The organism is Enterococcus sp. AZ063 (assembly GCF_051715045.1).
Lineage (GTDB): Bacteria > Bacillota > Bacilli > Lactobacillales > Enterococcaceae > Enterococcus_D > Enterococcus_D casseliflavus.
Genome location: NZ_JBIOTA010000001.1, coordinates 2725366 through 2740589 on the forward strand (window position 1 = coordinate 2725366; position 15224 = coordinate 2740589).

The following is a 15224-nucleotide window of genomic DNA, read 5'->3' on the forward strand; positions in this document are numbered from 1 at the left end:
TTTGAGTAAAGAAATAAATCAATGAAGACCCAAGCGATAAAAAATATTCCTAATACTATATTTAATAAACTACGTTCTAGATAGATACGAGATTTCAAATTAAAAAACGAAAATGAGAGATACAAATATATCAAATATTTAAAAAGTAACCACATTTTCTATACCACTCCATATCAAAAACAGCCTTATTCTTTAGAATAAGACTGTTTCTGGGTTGATTAATTTGTCTTTTGTTAAACTACGATCTAAGGCAAGTTCTAAATGCAAATGTGGTCCCGTACTATTTCCTGTTGAACCCACATAGCCAATAATTTGCCCTTGCTCCACTGTTTGTCCTACGTTCACGCAATATTCCTGTTGGTGCGCATAAAGAGCAACACTTCCGTCTTCATGCTCAATCGTGACATAGTTTCCTGATAAAGTATGATACGAAGCTTCTATGACCGTTCCTGCCTTGCTCGCAACGATTGGTTCTCCTTGATTGGCTGCCATGTCTAACCCTCTGTGGAATTCTTCTCCTCGCCAACCGAAGGAACTAGAAATTGAATAATTTTTTAAAGGTACCATATAGCCTTCTTTTGCGAGTGTTGGTCCCGCCACTTCTTTATCAAACGTCGTTAATTCATACGTTTCAATCAATCCATTTAATTTTTTGTCATATTGGATATCTGTGGCGTATCTTCCTGTTAAAAATTCGGTCGCTTCCTGATAAGTTTTTGCCTTACTTTTCCAAACACCATCATAAAAAGACGTATTTCCAACTAAGCCTTCTTTTAACAGTTTGGCATAGTCTTTCAAGCTTTCTTCGTAGCTCTCATACTGCCGAAAGGTTGCTTGGGTCGTATAAAGTGTTCCATTGCCTAAATCTTCTTGTGTCGCAAAAGAGACGCCTTTTCCATTATGTGTGCCTTTAATTCCAAATAGATTATAATTTGGTGCCTGAGCCAATTGACTTTGTCCGCTAGCTGATTCTAAAATCGCTTGCGCAATCATAACGGAAGCATATAAATCATTTTCTTGTCCGATTTTACGAGCAGATTCTCCGATTTTACGGATAAATGTTTCTACAGACGCGTCTTTTTCAAAATGAATAGTCCCTTCGTTATCTTGTGTGCTAGAAGGGACTAATTCTTGTATCGGTGCGCTTGGTGCCTGATGGTAGTTTTTTGTCTCTTCTGAAACGGTTGGTTGTGCCTGTGATACGTCATTCATAGGTGCAGTCACACCCTGTTCAGGTGCCTTTTGTGGGCGTTCCGTTTTTATTGGCTGTTCCACTTCTGTTTCTGTACTTGGTTTTTGAGGAGCCTGTGCGCTTTCATCAGAAGGTTGCTCATTTGGTTTTTCTGACGATTCCTCTTCAGGCTTTTGATTGTCTTCTGGTTTGTCAGGTTGATTCGGTGTTTCTGGCTGTTCTTCAGAATCGATTGGTGGAACATCCGTTTCTGGATTATCTGGTGTATCTTCAGTCGGTGTTTCTGGTTGATTTTCTTCTACAGTGGAACTTGTTGTATTTTCTTCGGTTATCGTTGCAGATTGCGAATTTGTCGGTTGATTGTTGTTCTGTTCATTAGCCAAAACCGTTGGCGTATAGCCGAACACTTGACTTAGCAATAACAGAGCAGATAAACATTTACTCGTTTTCTTCACAAGATTGCCTCCATTCTCCAATCAATCATCTAGAGACAGCTGATTGCTGTCTCTAGTGATTCTTTAATTGCTTTGTTTCATTTTACGACGAACCAGAACAGCCCCCACACCAACAAAAAGAAACAGTCCCCATGCAATTAGCGCATCGTTCACTGTTTCTCCTGTTTTTGGTAAGCTTTGTTTTGGTGTACTCGTCGGCGTTTGTTTGACAGGGGTTGTCGGCGTTTCTTTTTGTACACCTTTTGCTGTCAATGTTTGTTTTTCATTCTTCAAATCAAAGTGACGTGCTTCTTCCTCTTTATGGTCTTTATCCTTATAGACAATATGAGTTGCGACCAATTTCTCCCCGTCTTTTAACGTGCCTGCTTTGTAGTCAAAGGATACTTTAAACTCTTCAGACGCTTTAGAAACTTTACGTGCAGTTTCTACCGTACCAACGACTGTATCTTTTCCATTTTTATCAATCTTATGAAATTGAGTCACCCAGTATTTGGTTTCCCCTACCGTAGATTCTGGAAATTCTTGCGATACATGATCGATCAACTCTTGGTCTTTGTCTGGATCAAATGTTTGGTCGCCATTCACTGTAACAAAGCGTGTTTCGATTTTTGGTTCTTTCGCAGTCACTGTTTGATCTTTATTCGTTAAATCAAAATGACGAGCGAATTCTTCTTCCTCTTCTTTGTCGTTATAGACAATGTGAGTTGCGACAATCGTGTCACCGTCTGAAACCATGTCTGCTTTGTAGTTGAACGTCACCTCAAATGTTTCTTTTTCATCGGTCACTTTTCGTGTTTCTTTTACTGTATCTAATACAGTGACTTTTCCATCGGCAGTAATTTTATGGAATTGCGTCACCCAATATTTCTCTGTCCCAACCGCAGATTTAGGGAATACTTGGGACACTTTATCCACTAATTCTTGGTCTTTTTTCGGGTTGAAATCTTTTCCACCTGTCGTTGTCACAAACAAAGTAGAAATTTCTGGTTGGTCTTCTTCTGGAACCACGATTTCTTCGTTTTTCACAGTAATTGGTTGTACTTCTCCGTCTTTGACCGTTACTAAAATCGTTTCTGTTTGTCCTGAAGCTTGCCCATAATTCTCAGGGAACACAATTTCCGTAAATTTATACGTACCGTCTGGTAATTTTAGTTTTTCTGGTTCTTCTTTGGTTTCATACACAAAGGACACATTTTTATTATGGGCAGTTATACCTTCAATCAGGAATTTCGCTCCTGGTAATTGTAGATGATTGATTGAATCGACTTTATTAAAGTCTACTTCACCTGTTTTTAACAAGTTGTCAATCACATCTAATTCAAACGTAAGCACAGGCGTCGTGTTATCGCCATAGGCCACAGAGAACGTGGTTTGTTCTTCAGAAGGTTGACGGTAGTTATCTGGTACATTTTTTTCAATCAATTGGTACTTGTTTTGATCGCCATTGTAGAATTTTTTGTTTGCTTTCCAGTGTCCGTCTTTGTCAGTTTTTACTGAATCCAAGACTTCTCCTTTTTTCACAAGGACTGTTTCTTTATCTGGCGCAGTAATATCTGTTTTGGCGATAATGTCAAATTCGATATTTTCTGCAGGAACGGTATCATAAACAGGTTTGCCTTGATTCCAGGATTCTTCCGCATTATACACTTCTTTGACTTTCTTTCCTTCTGGAATGAACTGTTGTAAGTCATTTTTTGCGGTTAACATCACTTCTTTGTTTGGTTCGATCGTTATCGTATGAGTTTGTTTGTCTAGAATATACCCAGCTGGTGCTTTGACTTCTTTGACGTCCAATTTATTTTGAACGTACTTCCCCTCTTTTTCATAGAATGCAGGGATATCTTTTAAGGCGATTTCCCCTTTGGCATCAGTTGTATATTGTTTAGTTTGTCCCGTATCATGGCGTTTAATTTCATATGTTACATTAGGGACTTTTTCCCCTGTGACAGCGTCTAGTTTGTTTAGCTTGAAGTCGCCATTTTTTAGCACTTTAATGTTTAGCTGAGCTCTATTAGGATCGGGAATATATAAACGTCCTAAAGTTTGCGCTTGCGGGTTAACATAAGCATAAGCAGCGCCTATTCCTCTATCATCTGCTTTGAAAGGACTTACTCTTACCATTCCATCGTTTGAATTATTATTTGCTTTAATAAACAAACTATTTCCTGATTTTCTTACTTGAACATTGGCAGTATTTACAGTTACTGCACCTACCCAAGCATTAAAATGCCCTTTTGTATCTTTTATTTCTACTTCTTCACCAACTTTTACTGTAACTGTCTGATTATGAAATGAAGGGACTTCTGTTAGTTCATTCATTCTACTATTTATATTTTGAGAAAAGGTATTAAAAGTACTTTCTCCTACTGTACCATAATTGACAAATGAACCACCTATTACATCCCAGACCATCATTTGAGTTAAAACATAATTGTCCATTGTCGGTTGAGAATAATATCCCAAATATCCGATATACGCCAACTTTTTACGCATGTTCGGATTTGAAATAATGGTGTTAAGATCAGAAACATCATAATTTATACCAGCAGAAGTCAGCGTACCTTCTTGAATACAGAAGACATCTTCCCCATCAATTTGCCAGCGAACCATGTAATCATGAGTATACATTGTTCCCTCTGGAGTAATTCGAGTCATATTGATATCTCTACGACCATTTTCAGTCAACGTTAGATTGGTAGCACGCGTCTGTGCATTCTTTTCCAAGATTGCTTGCCATTCTTCAGATTCTTGTGCCAATCGTTCTTGTTCAGAAAAAGATGTCGCATTTTGAATATCTTCAACGGTTATGAAGTATTTCTCATAATCTTCAGGGACCTCTTGAGTCATTACATTGGGAGGAGAAACATCTTCTGTCGCCTCCTGCGTAGTTGGCTCCTCTGTTGTTTCACTTGTGGTTTCAGTACTGATCGTTTCTTCACTACTTTGTGATTCTTCAGTCTTCATTACTTCTTCAGTAGAATTTGGTTCATTTATTGTTTTTGCAAATGCCGTTACAGTTCCTAACAAGGGGTTGAGAAATGTAACGAAAATTGCCAACCAGGTTAATACTCTTTTAAACATATTTTTTTCGTTCCTTTCGTTTTATTCTTTCTGTTTCACTTAGATAATTTCTTATGGACTTCGACATTTATTTAACATTTTTATCCTCCTTGAACAAAAAAAGCTAGAATTATTAATTCTAGCCTTCTTCTCTATCTACATTTTTAATAAAAATCAACTGTATATTTTGTTGTTCCGTCACTATAAATAATTGGCCCCCCAACAAAACCTGTATAGCCTTGAGCTAACCATTCACTGTTAGGATCATCTAATTGAGCATTTCCCCAAGCAGTTGCTTCTCTACAGTATCAAAGATCATACCGCTATTTCCAACTTCACCTGCGACTATTGTTAGCTCTTCAGGTGTCGTTGTGCCACCATTGTTTTCTGGTGTACTTGGCGTTGTTGTGTCACCAGTTGTTCCTGTTTGATCTCCAGCTGGTGTTGTTGGCGTCGTTGTATTTGACTGTCTACTTGATTTCGTTGAAAGGCTAAATCTAAACGTGACCGAAAAACCATAAATGCAATTTTCGCTTTATCAGACAACGAACGATATTTATCGCTTGTAATAAATACCTTTGGAAATTGATAGTATAATTCATTGTATTTACGAGTTGCGGTAAATCTCTTTGTAACCATCTTTTACACCTCATCTTGCCCATGAATTAAGAAAGAATTTTGGTATTGATAGCTATGAACAACTTCCATTGTAGCGATCAATTCTTTTAGATAAATTCAACCGAATTCAACTGTCAGTATGTCGTAATCTTTTAATTCATTTCTGATTTCTTCAATTTCTTCTTCAGATACATTGAGTAAAATTGCTAAATCTTGATTAGTATAAAAAATATAGACATGTTTCTTTTCATCAATCCGTTTTTCAATTAAGGATTCTTCTAAATACTCATTCAGTAAGCTATAAGCATATTTTGCTTGCGCAGACATCGCGTAATATTTCAACGAATTTACAAAAATAATTTTGGCATATGAAAAGTTTCTTGTGTCAGCACATCTGTTGCGCGAAATTTATTTTTTTCATATTTTTTTCCTCCTAGAAAAACGCGCAAAAAAACTCTGCATAAATCGAATTACGCAGAGTTCTTTACTATTATTCAGTTTCAATTTTATCACTAAACAATTTGAGCACCAGCAAATCACTTAATCAGAAATAATGAATTATTATTCATATCTGGCCAATCTTTTTTTTGATCCACATACTAAATTATTTCGCTGTTTTTTCAATTTAATCTGTTTATAATCAAATCCAATTTCACTCATCAGTTCTTCCCACGTTTTATTAGTACGTCTCATAATTGTATACACAGAAGGAAGGCGTTTTGATTTTGAATTACTCTGAAATTTTGTCATAGATAAATCATCTTGCATATTGAGTTTAATTATTTCATTTCTAAGCTCAAATAGTATTTCAAAATTTGTTAACCCTTTGTTTTCTTTCTTTTTAAAAAGAAAACAAATATCTCCCAGTCTATTCTTTAAAGTACTTAAACAGGGAACATCTTTTCCAACCGATTTTTTTTCATATGCACGTTGTGATTGTATTTTTTCTGATTTAATAAATATTTGAGCTACTTTTATTAAATCATCTGTTTGCATTTTAGCCCATTTTCCATATCCAATAGTTTCTGCACCAATGCTATTCAACAAATTCTTCCAAGAACCATATTTATTGATAATAAACCACATACTCGGAGCTGAATTAGGATATTCAGATAATTTTTTTTGATATTGCCGACTAGATTTAATCTCATGTTTTTCAATAAATTGGCTAATTGTTAAAATCAGTTTTAAATCACTTTGATTCTTCCAAATAATACGTTTATCATTTTTCATTACTAAAAAACTCCTAAAATTATTTAAATAGAATCCCATCATATTACCTTTTTAGCAGAAAAGTACATGTTTTGCCTTTTTCTAAAAAAGTAGACCTTTTTAGCAACTCGGGTTCAAAAATTGCTAATTTCGGTAAATGTTTTGGTATTTTTCGTATTAAATTTGTCGTCAAAATGACTACAAAGATTTGCCCTATTATGACGATAATGATAGTCAAAATGGGACAATTCAGGGCAATTTAGGACAATATTAGAAAAAACCATCCAAAACAACTTAAAATTATGATAGAGAAAAAAGAAAAAGTCCTTGATATACAAGGACTTTTCACAAATTTCAGATTTCCAAGGAAGTTTTCCGTGTTTATCTTCTAATTTCTTTGATACGAGCTGCTTTTCCGTGTAATGCACGCAAGTAGTACAATTTTGCACGACGTACTTTACCGTAACGAACAACTTCGATTTGTGCAACACGTGGTGTGTGCAATGGGAAGGTACGTTCAACACCTACACCGTTTGATACTTTACGAACTGTATAAGTTTCGCTGATACCAGCACCGCGGCGTTTGATGACAACACCTTCAAATAACTGAATACGTTCGCGAGTTCCTTCGACAACTTTCGCGTGAACGCGAACAGTGTCCCCAGGACGGAAAGCTGGGATGTCAGTACGTAATTGTTCTTGAGTTAGTTCTTGAATCAATGGATTCATGTTTATCATTCTCCTTATTCCCAAACATTCTTAAAGCATGAAAGCTCCAGCGGAACATCGTAATAGTTGAGTTTACACTCACTGAAATATCTTACCACAGTCGACCACAGGCTGTAAAGAGAATTTTCTTGTCATAGCGCAGAATATCAAAAAAACTGGCACTATTTTAGTTGCCAGTCTTCGCTTCGTCTTCAATTTCTTTTAAAAGCTTCTGCATTTCAGCGGTCAGCGGATAAGTTTCCAGCATATCTGGACGTCGCTGATACGTTCGGCGCAATGATTCTTTTAATTGCCACTGCTCGATCAGTTTATGATTGCCATTCATCAAAACTTCCGGCACTTTCATGCCTTTGAACTCTGCCGGGCGTGTATATTGCGGATGCTCTAATAAACCAGTGGAATGAGAATCAGTTTGTGCGGAGGTTTGATTGCCCAAAACTTCTGGTAATAGCCTGACCGTCGCATCGATCATGACCATTGCCCCCAATTCGCCGCCAGTCAAGACGTAATCCCCCAGTGACACTTCATCAGTGACCAATGAACGGATTCGTTCATCATAGCCTTCATAGTGACCGCAAATAAAAACAAGGTGCTCTTCGGTAGAGAATTCTTCCGCCATCTTTTGATCAAAGGGTTTTCCCGCTGGGTCTAATAGGATCACCCGCTTTTTCGTTTCTGGTGTTGCTTCTTCGATCGCTTTGATATTGTCATAGACAGGTTGGACTTTTAATAACATTCCTGCTCCGCCACCATAAGGATAGTCATCCACTGTTTGATGTTTGTTGTCAGAATAATCACGGAAATTAGAGACGTTGATTTCTAACAGTTCCTTTTCCCGTGCTTTGCCGATGATCGACTCTCCTAGAGGCCCTTCAAACATTCGTGGAAATAGTGTCAGCACATCAATTCTCATCGTCTAACAACCCTTCTGGGATTTCCACAGTGACCTGACCATTTTCAAGATCGATCGTGTGGACAACCGACTCGATATAAGGAATCAAGGCATCCTTCTTCCCTTTTCGCTGTACCACCCAAACATCATTGGCGCCTGGTGAAAGGATCTCTTTGACTTTACCAATGACTGTGCCATCCTCTTCGACGACTTCCAGACCAATAATTTCATGGTAGTAAAACTCATTTTCTGCTAGATCCACCAAATCATCCTTGGTAACTTTTAAAATGCCGTTACGAAACGGTTCAACGTCGTTGATGTTGGGATAGCCCTCAAACGTTAACAAATCAAAATTTTTATGTTTGCGATGACCTGAAACAATCAATGGTAATGGCTCTTTATTTTCACGAAAAAGTGTCAATTCAGCCCCTTTACGGTAGCGTTCTTCTGGAAAATCCGTTTGTGATATCACTCGTACTTCTCCACGGATCCCATGTGTATTGACGATTTTCCCTACGTTTAAATATTCTGTCACGTTCGTTCCCCATTTCTTCTAACTTCTGTTCTATTTTAGCATAGCAAAGTAGCGAATTCTAGCCGTTTCCTAGCGCCCCCTGTTTTCCTCAAAATCATCGCACGAAAAACGCCCCTTCGACGCTTGATCAAAGGGGCAATGTCCTAATCTGAAACTTATTGATTCATTGAAACGGCCATTTCCAATGCTGAACGTGCATCTTGATGTTGCACCGTTCGAAGCATCTTTTCTTGTTGCCAGACCACGGTAGTTGCTGTATGGTCATTTTTTCCCATATCGATAGTGATTTGACCGACCTCAGGTGCTGGAAGCATGGCTTCTTCTAGATACGCTACCACTTCTTTGGCAACCGGCACAGGATCTTGTTCCTCTTGGTTGACTGCTCGAACAGTCAATGACCAATTTCCTTCTTGCCAGCTCAAATAATTGGAGCCAGCAGCTCCTTGCATATGCCCAGTAATCCCATATCCGAGATCGACGGCTTGTCCGCCATCATCCGCTGTTACATTGACCGCTGCAGCCGCTTCATCCGCTGATTGATACTCTTTTGATTGAAAAGCAGCAAGCGGTGTTTCTTCGTTCAAAGCCTTGTCATTGAGAGACAATTGCTGATCAAGTCCATAATAAAGAATCGAGGCATCGGATTGACTGCCAGCTGTGGCAGCATTCAACACTTTACCCGAAGCAAGCGGAACGTCCTTTGGCAAGACAAGATCAGGGAATACCGCTTGTATTTGGCTATAGATGTCTGTGGTGCTACTCGTATTTGAAGAATCCTCAGAAACCGCCTGACTAGTCGATGCAGTTGATTGACTGGTTTCTGATTGACTACTTTTTTGTGTTTGGGTACTTTCCACCATAGTCGTTGCTGTTGTTTCAGCTGTACTGGCTTGACTGGTTTCTTGGTCTTTTTGATTATTACAGCCAGCCAAGGTTCCGATCGTTAGCAGCGTAACAAATAATCCTAGTTCTTTTTTCATGATGTTCCCCTCCTTATACAAAGGATACCCCTCAATAAAAAAAATGACAAACAAGTCAGATTGTCTGTCATTTTTTTGTCGATTTTTTAAAGATTGGTGACCCAATTTTGCAGTGATTGGAAGCCGTCCTTGATCCATTGCCAAACTTGATTGGCGATCGTCGATATGTCGCCCCAACGAAAGTTTTGTGTCCATTGGTTCAATTGGGTCATGATCTCCTCACGATAGACCCAAATTAAAAAGAGCAACAACAAGATCCCTAGCGTTCGCCAAAGAAAAGAACCAATTTTATAAATAAAGACGAGAATCAAAAGAACGACGATCCATGCGATTAGTTGAGACATACAAGCACCTCCTCATTTTTGATTATCTCAAAACCATCCTTTTTTGTCCTCCATCTTAAGCATGAATTTTACAAAAAAAGCATTTCTCTTTGAGAAATGCTTTACACTCTTGCTTATTTACCATCAATGATATTCAAACGAACTTTTTTCGGTCCATTTGTCCGTACACTGTAAACAATCGTTCGAATTGCTTTGGCAACCCGACCTTGTTTACCGATGATACGACCAATATCTTCTGGTGCCACAGTAAGATTATATTCCAAGAAATCATCTGACTCTACCAGCTCAAGCTTGATATCCTCAGGTTTGGTAACAAGTGGTGAAACGATCGTTAAGACTAATTCTTGCAAATCTTTCATCCAAAGTCACCTTATTTCTTAGTGAATTTTGCTTCGTGGTGTTTTTTCATAACGCCTTCTTTAGAAAGGATGTTACGAACTGTATCTGAAGGTTGCGCACCTTTAGATAACCAATCAAGAACTAGATCTTCTTTGATTGTTACTTCAGCTGGGTCTAGTAAAGGATTGTAAGTACCAACTGTTTCGATGAAACGTCCGTCACGAGGAGAACGTGAATCTGCTACGACGATACGGTAAAAAGGTTTCTTTTTAGAACCCATGCGTTTTAAACGAATTTTTACTGCCATTATTTACACCTCCATTGATTTAATCACAAGAGCTAGTTTAACAGGTTTTTCTGATGGTGTAAAGAGTTTTTTCTTTACAGCTGAAAAAAGTTTTTCTTTCCTGTTTTTTCAGCATGGTTATCTTTTGCCAGAATGAATTTGGACGCGTATCATGAATACTAGAGAAACCTTTTTAAGGCCAAATCGTTTTATTTGCACCATTCACTTACTTTTGGTAAGCTTAATGAGTAGAAAACAACAAGGAGGAAATTTACATGACAAAAAAAATCGGTTTTATCGTCGGCAGCTTGCGGGAAGGTTCTTATAATAAACTCGTAGCGAAAAAATTCGCATCACTATTACCAGAAGGTTTTGAAGCATCTTTCATCGAGATCGGCAACTTGCCTTTTTACAATGAAGATTTGGAAGTTGAAGGAAAAGTTCCTGCTGAATGGACAGCATTTCGTGAAGCATTAAGCGCCGTTGATGGGGTCTTCTTCTTTACACCAGAATACAACCGCTCTGTTCCTGCAGCCTTGAAAAATGCTTTAGATGTTGGTTCTCGTCCTTACGGTGCGAGCAGTTGGGGTGGCAAACCAGCCTTAGTCGTCAGCGTTTCTCCAGGAGCGATCGCTGGATTTGGTGCGAACCATCATTTGCGTCAATCATTAGTCTTTTTGGATATGCCTACTCTGCAACAACCAGAAGCCTACATTGGCGGTATCACAAACTTGATCGATGAAAACAATGAGATCAACCCAGATACAGTAAGCTTCTTCGAAACGATCCTTGCAAAATATATTGAATTCTTTCAACGATTCAACTAATGAAGAATCCATACAAAAAGACCAAGAAACTCGGCACTGAGTTTCTTGGTCTTTTTTACTGTGAAGAATAATCGTTTGCGCTTTTTACTCGCTGCCTGACACAGCCTTTCGGACAAAATGGAGTTCTGTCAGTTCTCCCATCTGTTTTGTTTCAACAAACGTCAAGCGTCTCGAATATCCCCCCGGTTCAAACAGCCGCTTGCCTTCTCCTAAAAACACCGGCGCGATTTGAATAAACCATTCATCGATCAAATCAGCTTCCAGCAATGGTTTTAATAAGGAACCTCCCCCTACTACCCATACGTTTTCCTCTTGTTTTAATGCTGAAACAAATGCCACTGGATCCGTTGACACTAGCGTTGCATCTGGCAACGGTTCTTTTTGTGTACGGGAAAAAACATAATTTGTCGTTTCGGGGTACAACAGTCCACCATCCATAAGTTTTTTTGCTTCTTGATAGGTCTTTCTCCCCATCACTGTCGCATCGATGGTTGCAAAAAATGCTTCATAAGTCGTGGCGACACCGGTATCGGTTTGAAACAGCCAGTCCAGTTGATCCTTCAGACCTGCTAAATAGCCATCGAGGCTGATCGCACCATAGAATATCACTTTTCCCATTATGCTCGCTCCTTTATTCTTTGTTTGCTGCTGATGTTCGACAAACACAAGTGACTAAATGGTCGTTGACCATGCCGACAGCTTCCATAAAGGCGTAAATAATGGTCGTTCCGACAAATTTAAACCCTCGCTTTTTCAAATCTTTCGCTAGCTGATCAGAGATTTCCGAATGGGTCGGTACATCGGATTGCTGCTCAAATTCATTAATGATCGGCTGATGATCGACATATCGCCACAAGAATGCGGAGAAACTACCATATTCTTGCTGGATTTTTAAAACTTCTTGGGCATTGCTGATCACCGCTTCAATCTTTCGCCGATTGCGGATGATTCCTGGATTCATCATCAGTTCTTCCACTTTTTCTTCCGTATAGTTCGCTACTTTGGTGATTTCAAACTGATCATACGCCGCATCAAAATTCGCCATTTTATTTAAAATCGTTTGCCAGCTCAACCCTGCTTGATTCATATCTAACACCAATTTTCGAAACAACTGCTGATCCTCATACTCAGGTTTCCCCCAGATTGTATCATGATACTCCTGCATCGCTGGTGTACTGTTGGCCCACTCACATCGTTCCATTGTCCTCATCAGCTCCTTTTTGTTTATTTTATCATAAAAGACTTTACTTCCACTAGTGTACTACGTATACTAGTACACATAAATGAAAGGAGCTGATTTTGTGGTTCGCATTAACAAAGCCAGCAGCAAACCTTACTATGAGCAATTGGTTTTAAGTATCAAAGAAGATATTCTGAACGGTGTTCTAACCGCTGGAGACCAAGTACCTTCGGTTCGTGAAATGGCCAAGCACCTGTTGATGAATCCAAATACCGTCAGCAAAGCCTACAAAGTATTGGAAAATGAGCAAGTGCTTGTCACCATCAAAGGAAAAGGCACCTTTGTGAAAGTTACTGAGGATCTGCCACGCGATGAGATTCGGATCTTACAAGTGAAAGAACGTTTGAAAGAATTGGTGATCGAAGCACGCCATCTACAGATCAGCATGCGTGAGCTGAGCGATTGGATGAATGGTTTTGAACAAGAGTTAGGAGGCGATCCACAGTGAAGATCGAACATGTGACCAAGAAAATGGAACAAACAATTATCTTAGAAAACGTGAACTTCTCTTTGGAAAAAGGAGAACTCGTAGGATTGATCGGCCGCAATGGTTCTGGGAAAACCACGTTGTTTCGGACGGTCGCTGGACATTATTTACTAGATGATGGCGAGATTTCAATCGATAACCAACGCCTGGATCAGCACCCGGAATTAAAAGAACAGCTTTTTTATATCGATGAAAAAGAAAACTTTCTGGCTGCCTACTCGTTAAAAAAAATCAATCAATTTTATCGGCTTGCTTATCCGAATTTTGATCAAAATCTTTATTTAGAATTGATGCAAAGCCATGGTCTGCCGCTAACGCTTTCTTACCGGCGAATGTCAAAAGGAATGCAAGGTCTTTATAAGATGATTCTAGCGATCGCTTCAAATGCGACGTTCTTACTGTTAGACGAACCTTTTGATGGTCTTGATGTGATCGTCCGTAAAAAAGTGATCGGACTATTGCTGGAAAGCCTCAGTGAGTCGAATCGTACCGCATTGATCGCTTCCCATAATCTAAATGAATTAGAGCATATTATTGATCGTGCCTTGTTGATCAAAGGGAAAACGATTGAAGGAGACTACCGTTTGGAAACGATTCGCGAACAATCTCGCAAACTTCAACTCGTCTTTCGCAGCAAGCAGATTCCTCCCCTTATCAAGCAGCGCTCCAAGCTGATTCAAAAACAAGGTCGAGTCTTGACCGCTTTGTTTGACAATTACACAAAAGAGCTGGCGGCTGAGATCCAGCAGCTTGATCCTTTGGTTTTCGAAGAATTGCCCTTGACCTTGGAAGATCTGTTTGAAGCAAATTTACGACAAGAGGCATTAGTGGAAGGATAGAGGTGGAAAACGATGTTAAGCAATATATTTAAAGAACGCTACGGCAAGCTGCTGATCGGCTTTTGTTTTGTCTTACTCTTAATGTATCTTGGTGATGGCTGGCAATCACAAAAAGCCTGGCATCAGCAAGAACGCTATTTGACATCTGAAGAATTTATCAAAGATTTCAACGAAAATCGAGAGTACTATGTCAAAAGCTACAAGGGAGAAACCCCGGTTTACTTTGATTCGGCAACAGAGTACCGCGATGCGGTATTGACGATCAGCAATGAGTCCCCTGATGAGATTTATTACAATCGCCCTTATATGACCACCATGAATCAATTTGTGATTGTCTTCCTGTTTATTTGGGGCTTCTTGTCCTTTTTTGTCGATGGCCGCACCAATTTCAATCGCTTTTTATTTGCTTTACCCTTTAGCAGAAAGCACGTCTTCCACAAGAAACTGCTTTTTATCGGCTTACCCTTGACCGCTTGTTTAGTCTTGGGTCTGTTAGGTCATATCCTGATCGAATACACGATGATCCCAGCTCGCTATCTCGCTGTGCCGCTTCAAGACGTGCTGCTTTCTGCCCTTAGTACCTTGGCAACGAATCTGCTAGTATTTGCTGCAGGTCTCTTGTTAGGCGTTTTGCTGGGGAATCTGTTTACTGGCATGCTCTCGGTCTTCTTCACTATTTCTCTAGGATCAATGGGGTATAGCTTTTTCCAATGTACCCGCGAGTTTTTTAGTTTTGTGTTTCTTGGTCATGGGGATTTTCTGATTCCTTTTCAAACGTGGATCGATTGGCCGCAAGGATATGTCTACCCTTGGTGGCTGCTGCTCCTTTACCTCGGCTTGAGCGGCTTGCTGATTCTTGCTGCCGAAAAAGTGTTCTCGAAAATCTCTTTAGAAAATGACGGTGATTATTTAACGATCCCTAAATTGCGCGCACCAGTTTATTGGCTGCTTTCTTTGGGAACCTGGTTCTATTTATCCATGATTTCTTATTACCCACTAGAAATTTTTTACCGTAATCTCTATGAGGGGTATGATGTCAGTCTCTGGAACATCGCTCTTCGGCTCGGTTTATTACTGGTTGCCTGCTTATTCATCAGTTTGCTGCTTGTCTATCCTAAAGCGCTGATGAATTGGTGGTACAAACGAAAAAACAAACAAATCAGTGGAATATAAAAAAGCATCCCTGCAA

General features: G+C 39.2%; 18 protein-coding genes. 4 read left to right on the forward strand and 14 right to left on the reverse strand.

The features are described 5' to 3' along the window. Positions 1-192: 192 nt before the first annotated feature. From IGK61_RS12860 to rpsP, 12 genes are all read right to left on the reverse strand, one after another. Complete coding sequence (locus IGK61_RS12860) at positions 193-1647, reverse strand: glucosaminidase domain-containing protein (protein ID WP_438844930.1); 1455 nt, start codon at positions 1645-1647, stop codon at positions 193-195. Between the two features lie 63 nt (positions 1648-1710). Then, positions 1711-4728, reverse strand: coding sequence for a SpaA isopeptide-forming pilin-related protein (locus tag IGK61_RS12865; protein WP_438844931.1), 3018 nt, complete (start codon positions 4726-4728; stop codon positions 1711-1713). A 330-nt stretch (positions 4729-5058) separates the two neighbouring features. After that, entirely contained in the window at positions 5059-5346 is a 288-nt protein-coding gene (locus IGK61_RS12870; RefSeq protein WP_438844932.1) for a replication initiator protein A, read from the reverse strand. A 96-nt stretch (positions 5347-5442) separates the two neighbouring features. Beyond that, the gene (locus tag IGK61_RS12875) at positions 5443-5652 is read right to left on the reverse strand and encodes a replication initiator protein A (protein WP_430601451.1); all 210 of its coding nucleotides are present in this window, start codon (positions 5650-5652) and stop codon (positions 5443-5445) included. 234 nt (positions 5653-5886) lie between these two features. After that, on the reverse strand, positions 5887-6558 hold the full coding sequence (locus IGK61_RS12880; protein WP_430601450.1) for a hypothetical protein: 672 nt from the start codon (positions 6556-6558) through the stop codon (positions 5887-5889). A gap of 360 nt (positions 6559-6918) precedes the next feature. Beyond that, complete coding sequence (gene rplS / locus IGK61_RS12885) at positions 6919-7266, reverse strand: 50S ribosomal protein L19 (RefSeq protein ID WP_002357176.1); 348 nt, start codon at positions 7264-7266, stop codon at positions 6919-6921. 166 nt (positions 7267-7432) lie between these two features. Then, positions 7433-8179: a tRNA (guanosine(37)-N1)-methyltransferase TrmD gene (trmD, locus tag IGK61_RS12890; RefSeq protein ID WP_074536035.1), complete on the reverse strand. Its 747-nt coding sequence runs from the start codon at positions 8177-8179 to the stop codon at positions 7433-7435. After that, positions 8169-8693: a ribosome maturation factor RimM gene (gene rimM / locus IGK61_RS12895; RefSeq protein ID WP_005228921.1), complete on the reverse strand. Its 525-nt coding sequence runs from the start codon at positions 8691-8693 to the stop codon at positions 8169-8171. Before rimM ends, trmD begins: the two co-directional genes overlap by 11 nt. Before the next feature lie 155 nt (positions 8694-8848). After that, a complete protein-coding gene (locus tag IGK61_RS12900) occupies positions 8849-9673 on the reverse strand; it encodes a hypothetical protein (protein ID WP_074536037.1) in 825 nt (274 codons plus the stop codon). Positions 9674-9759: 86 nt separating this feature from the next. Further along, a complete protein-coding gene (locus tag IGK61_RS12905; RefSeq protein WP_074536038.1) occupies positions 9760-10017 on the reverse strand; it encodes a hypothetical protein in 258 nt (85 codons plus the stop codon). 113 nt (positions 10018-10130) lie between these two features. Further along, complete coding sequence (locus IGK61_RS12910; RefSeq protein ID WP_005228918.1) at positions 10131-10376, reverse strand: KH domain-containing protein; 246 nt, start codon at positions 10374-10376, stop codon at positions 10131-10133. 11 nt (positions 10377-10387) lie between these two features. Next, positions 10388-10663 (reverse strand): 30S ribosomal protein S16, encoded by a 276-nt coding sequence (gene rpsP / locus IGK61_RS12915; RefSeq protein ID WP_005228917.1) that lies wholly within the window; start codon positions 10661-10663, stop codon positions 10388-10390. Between the two features lie 254 nt (positions 10664-10917). Here rpsP and IGK61_RS12920 point away from each other — a divergent pair, with 254 nt between their 5' ends. Further along, positions 10918-11469: an NADPH-dependent FMN reductase gene (locus IGK61_RS12920; protein WP_005228916.1), complete on the forward strand. Its 552-nt coding sequence runs from the start codon at positions 10918-10920 to the stop codon at positions 11467-11469. Between the two features lie 84 nt (positions 11470-11553). Here IGK61_RS12920 and IGK61_RS12925 read toward each other — a convergent pair whose 3' ends face one another. Next, positions 11554-12087, reverse strand: a complete 534-nt coding sequence (locus IGK61_RS12925; protein ID WP_074536042.1) for a dihydrofolate reductase family protein — start codon at positions 12085-12087, stop codon at positions 11554-11556. A 13-nt stretch (positions 12088-12100) separates the two neighbouring features. Further along, on the reverse strand, positions 12101-12670 hold the full coding sequence (locus tag IGK61_RS12930) for a DNA-3-methyladenine glycosylase I (protein WP_074536044.1): 570 nt from the start codon (positions 12668-12670) through the stop codon (positions 12101-12103). Between the two features lie 100 nt (positions 12671-12770). Here IGK61_RS12930 and IGK61_RS12935 point away from each other — a divergent pair, with 100 nt between their 5' ends. Genes IGK61_RS12935 through IGK61_RS12945 form a run of 3 tightly spaced genes read left to right on the forward strand, consistent with a single transcriptional unit; the run spans position 12771 to position 15208 of the window. Next, positions 12771-13157, forward strand: coding sequence for a GntR family transcriptional regulator (locus tag IGK61_RS12935; protein WP_005228910.1), 387 nt, complete (start codon positions 12771-12773; stop codon positions 13155-13157). Further along, positions 13154-14035, forward strand: coding sequence for an ATP-binding cassette domain-containing protein (locus IGK61_RS12940; RefSeq protein WP_015510136.1), 882 nt, complete (start codon positions 13154-13156; stop codon positions 14033-14035). Before IGK61_RS12935 ends, IGK61_RS12940 begins: the two co-directional genes overlap by 4 nt. Positions 14036-14047: 12 nt before the next feature. Further along, positions 14048-15208, forward strand: coding sequence for an ABC transporter permease (locus tag IGK61_RS12945; RefSeq protein ID WP_074536045.1), 1161 nt, complete (start codon positions 14048-14050; stop codon positions 15206-15208). Positions 15209-15224: the final 16 nt, after the last annotated feature.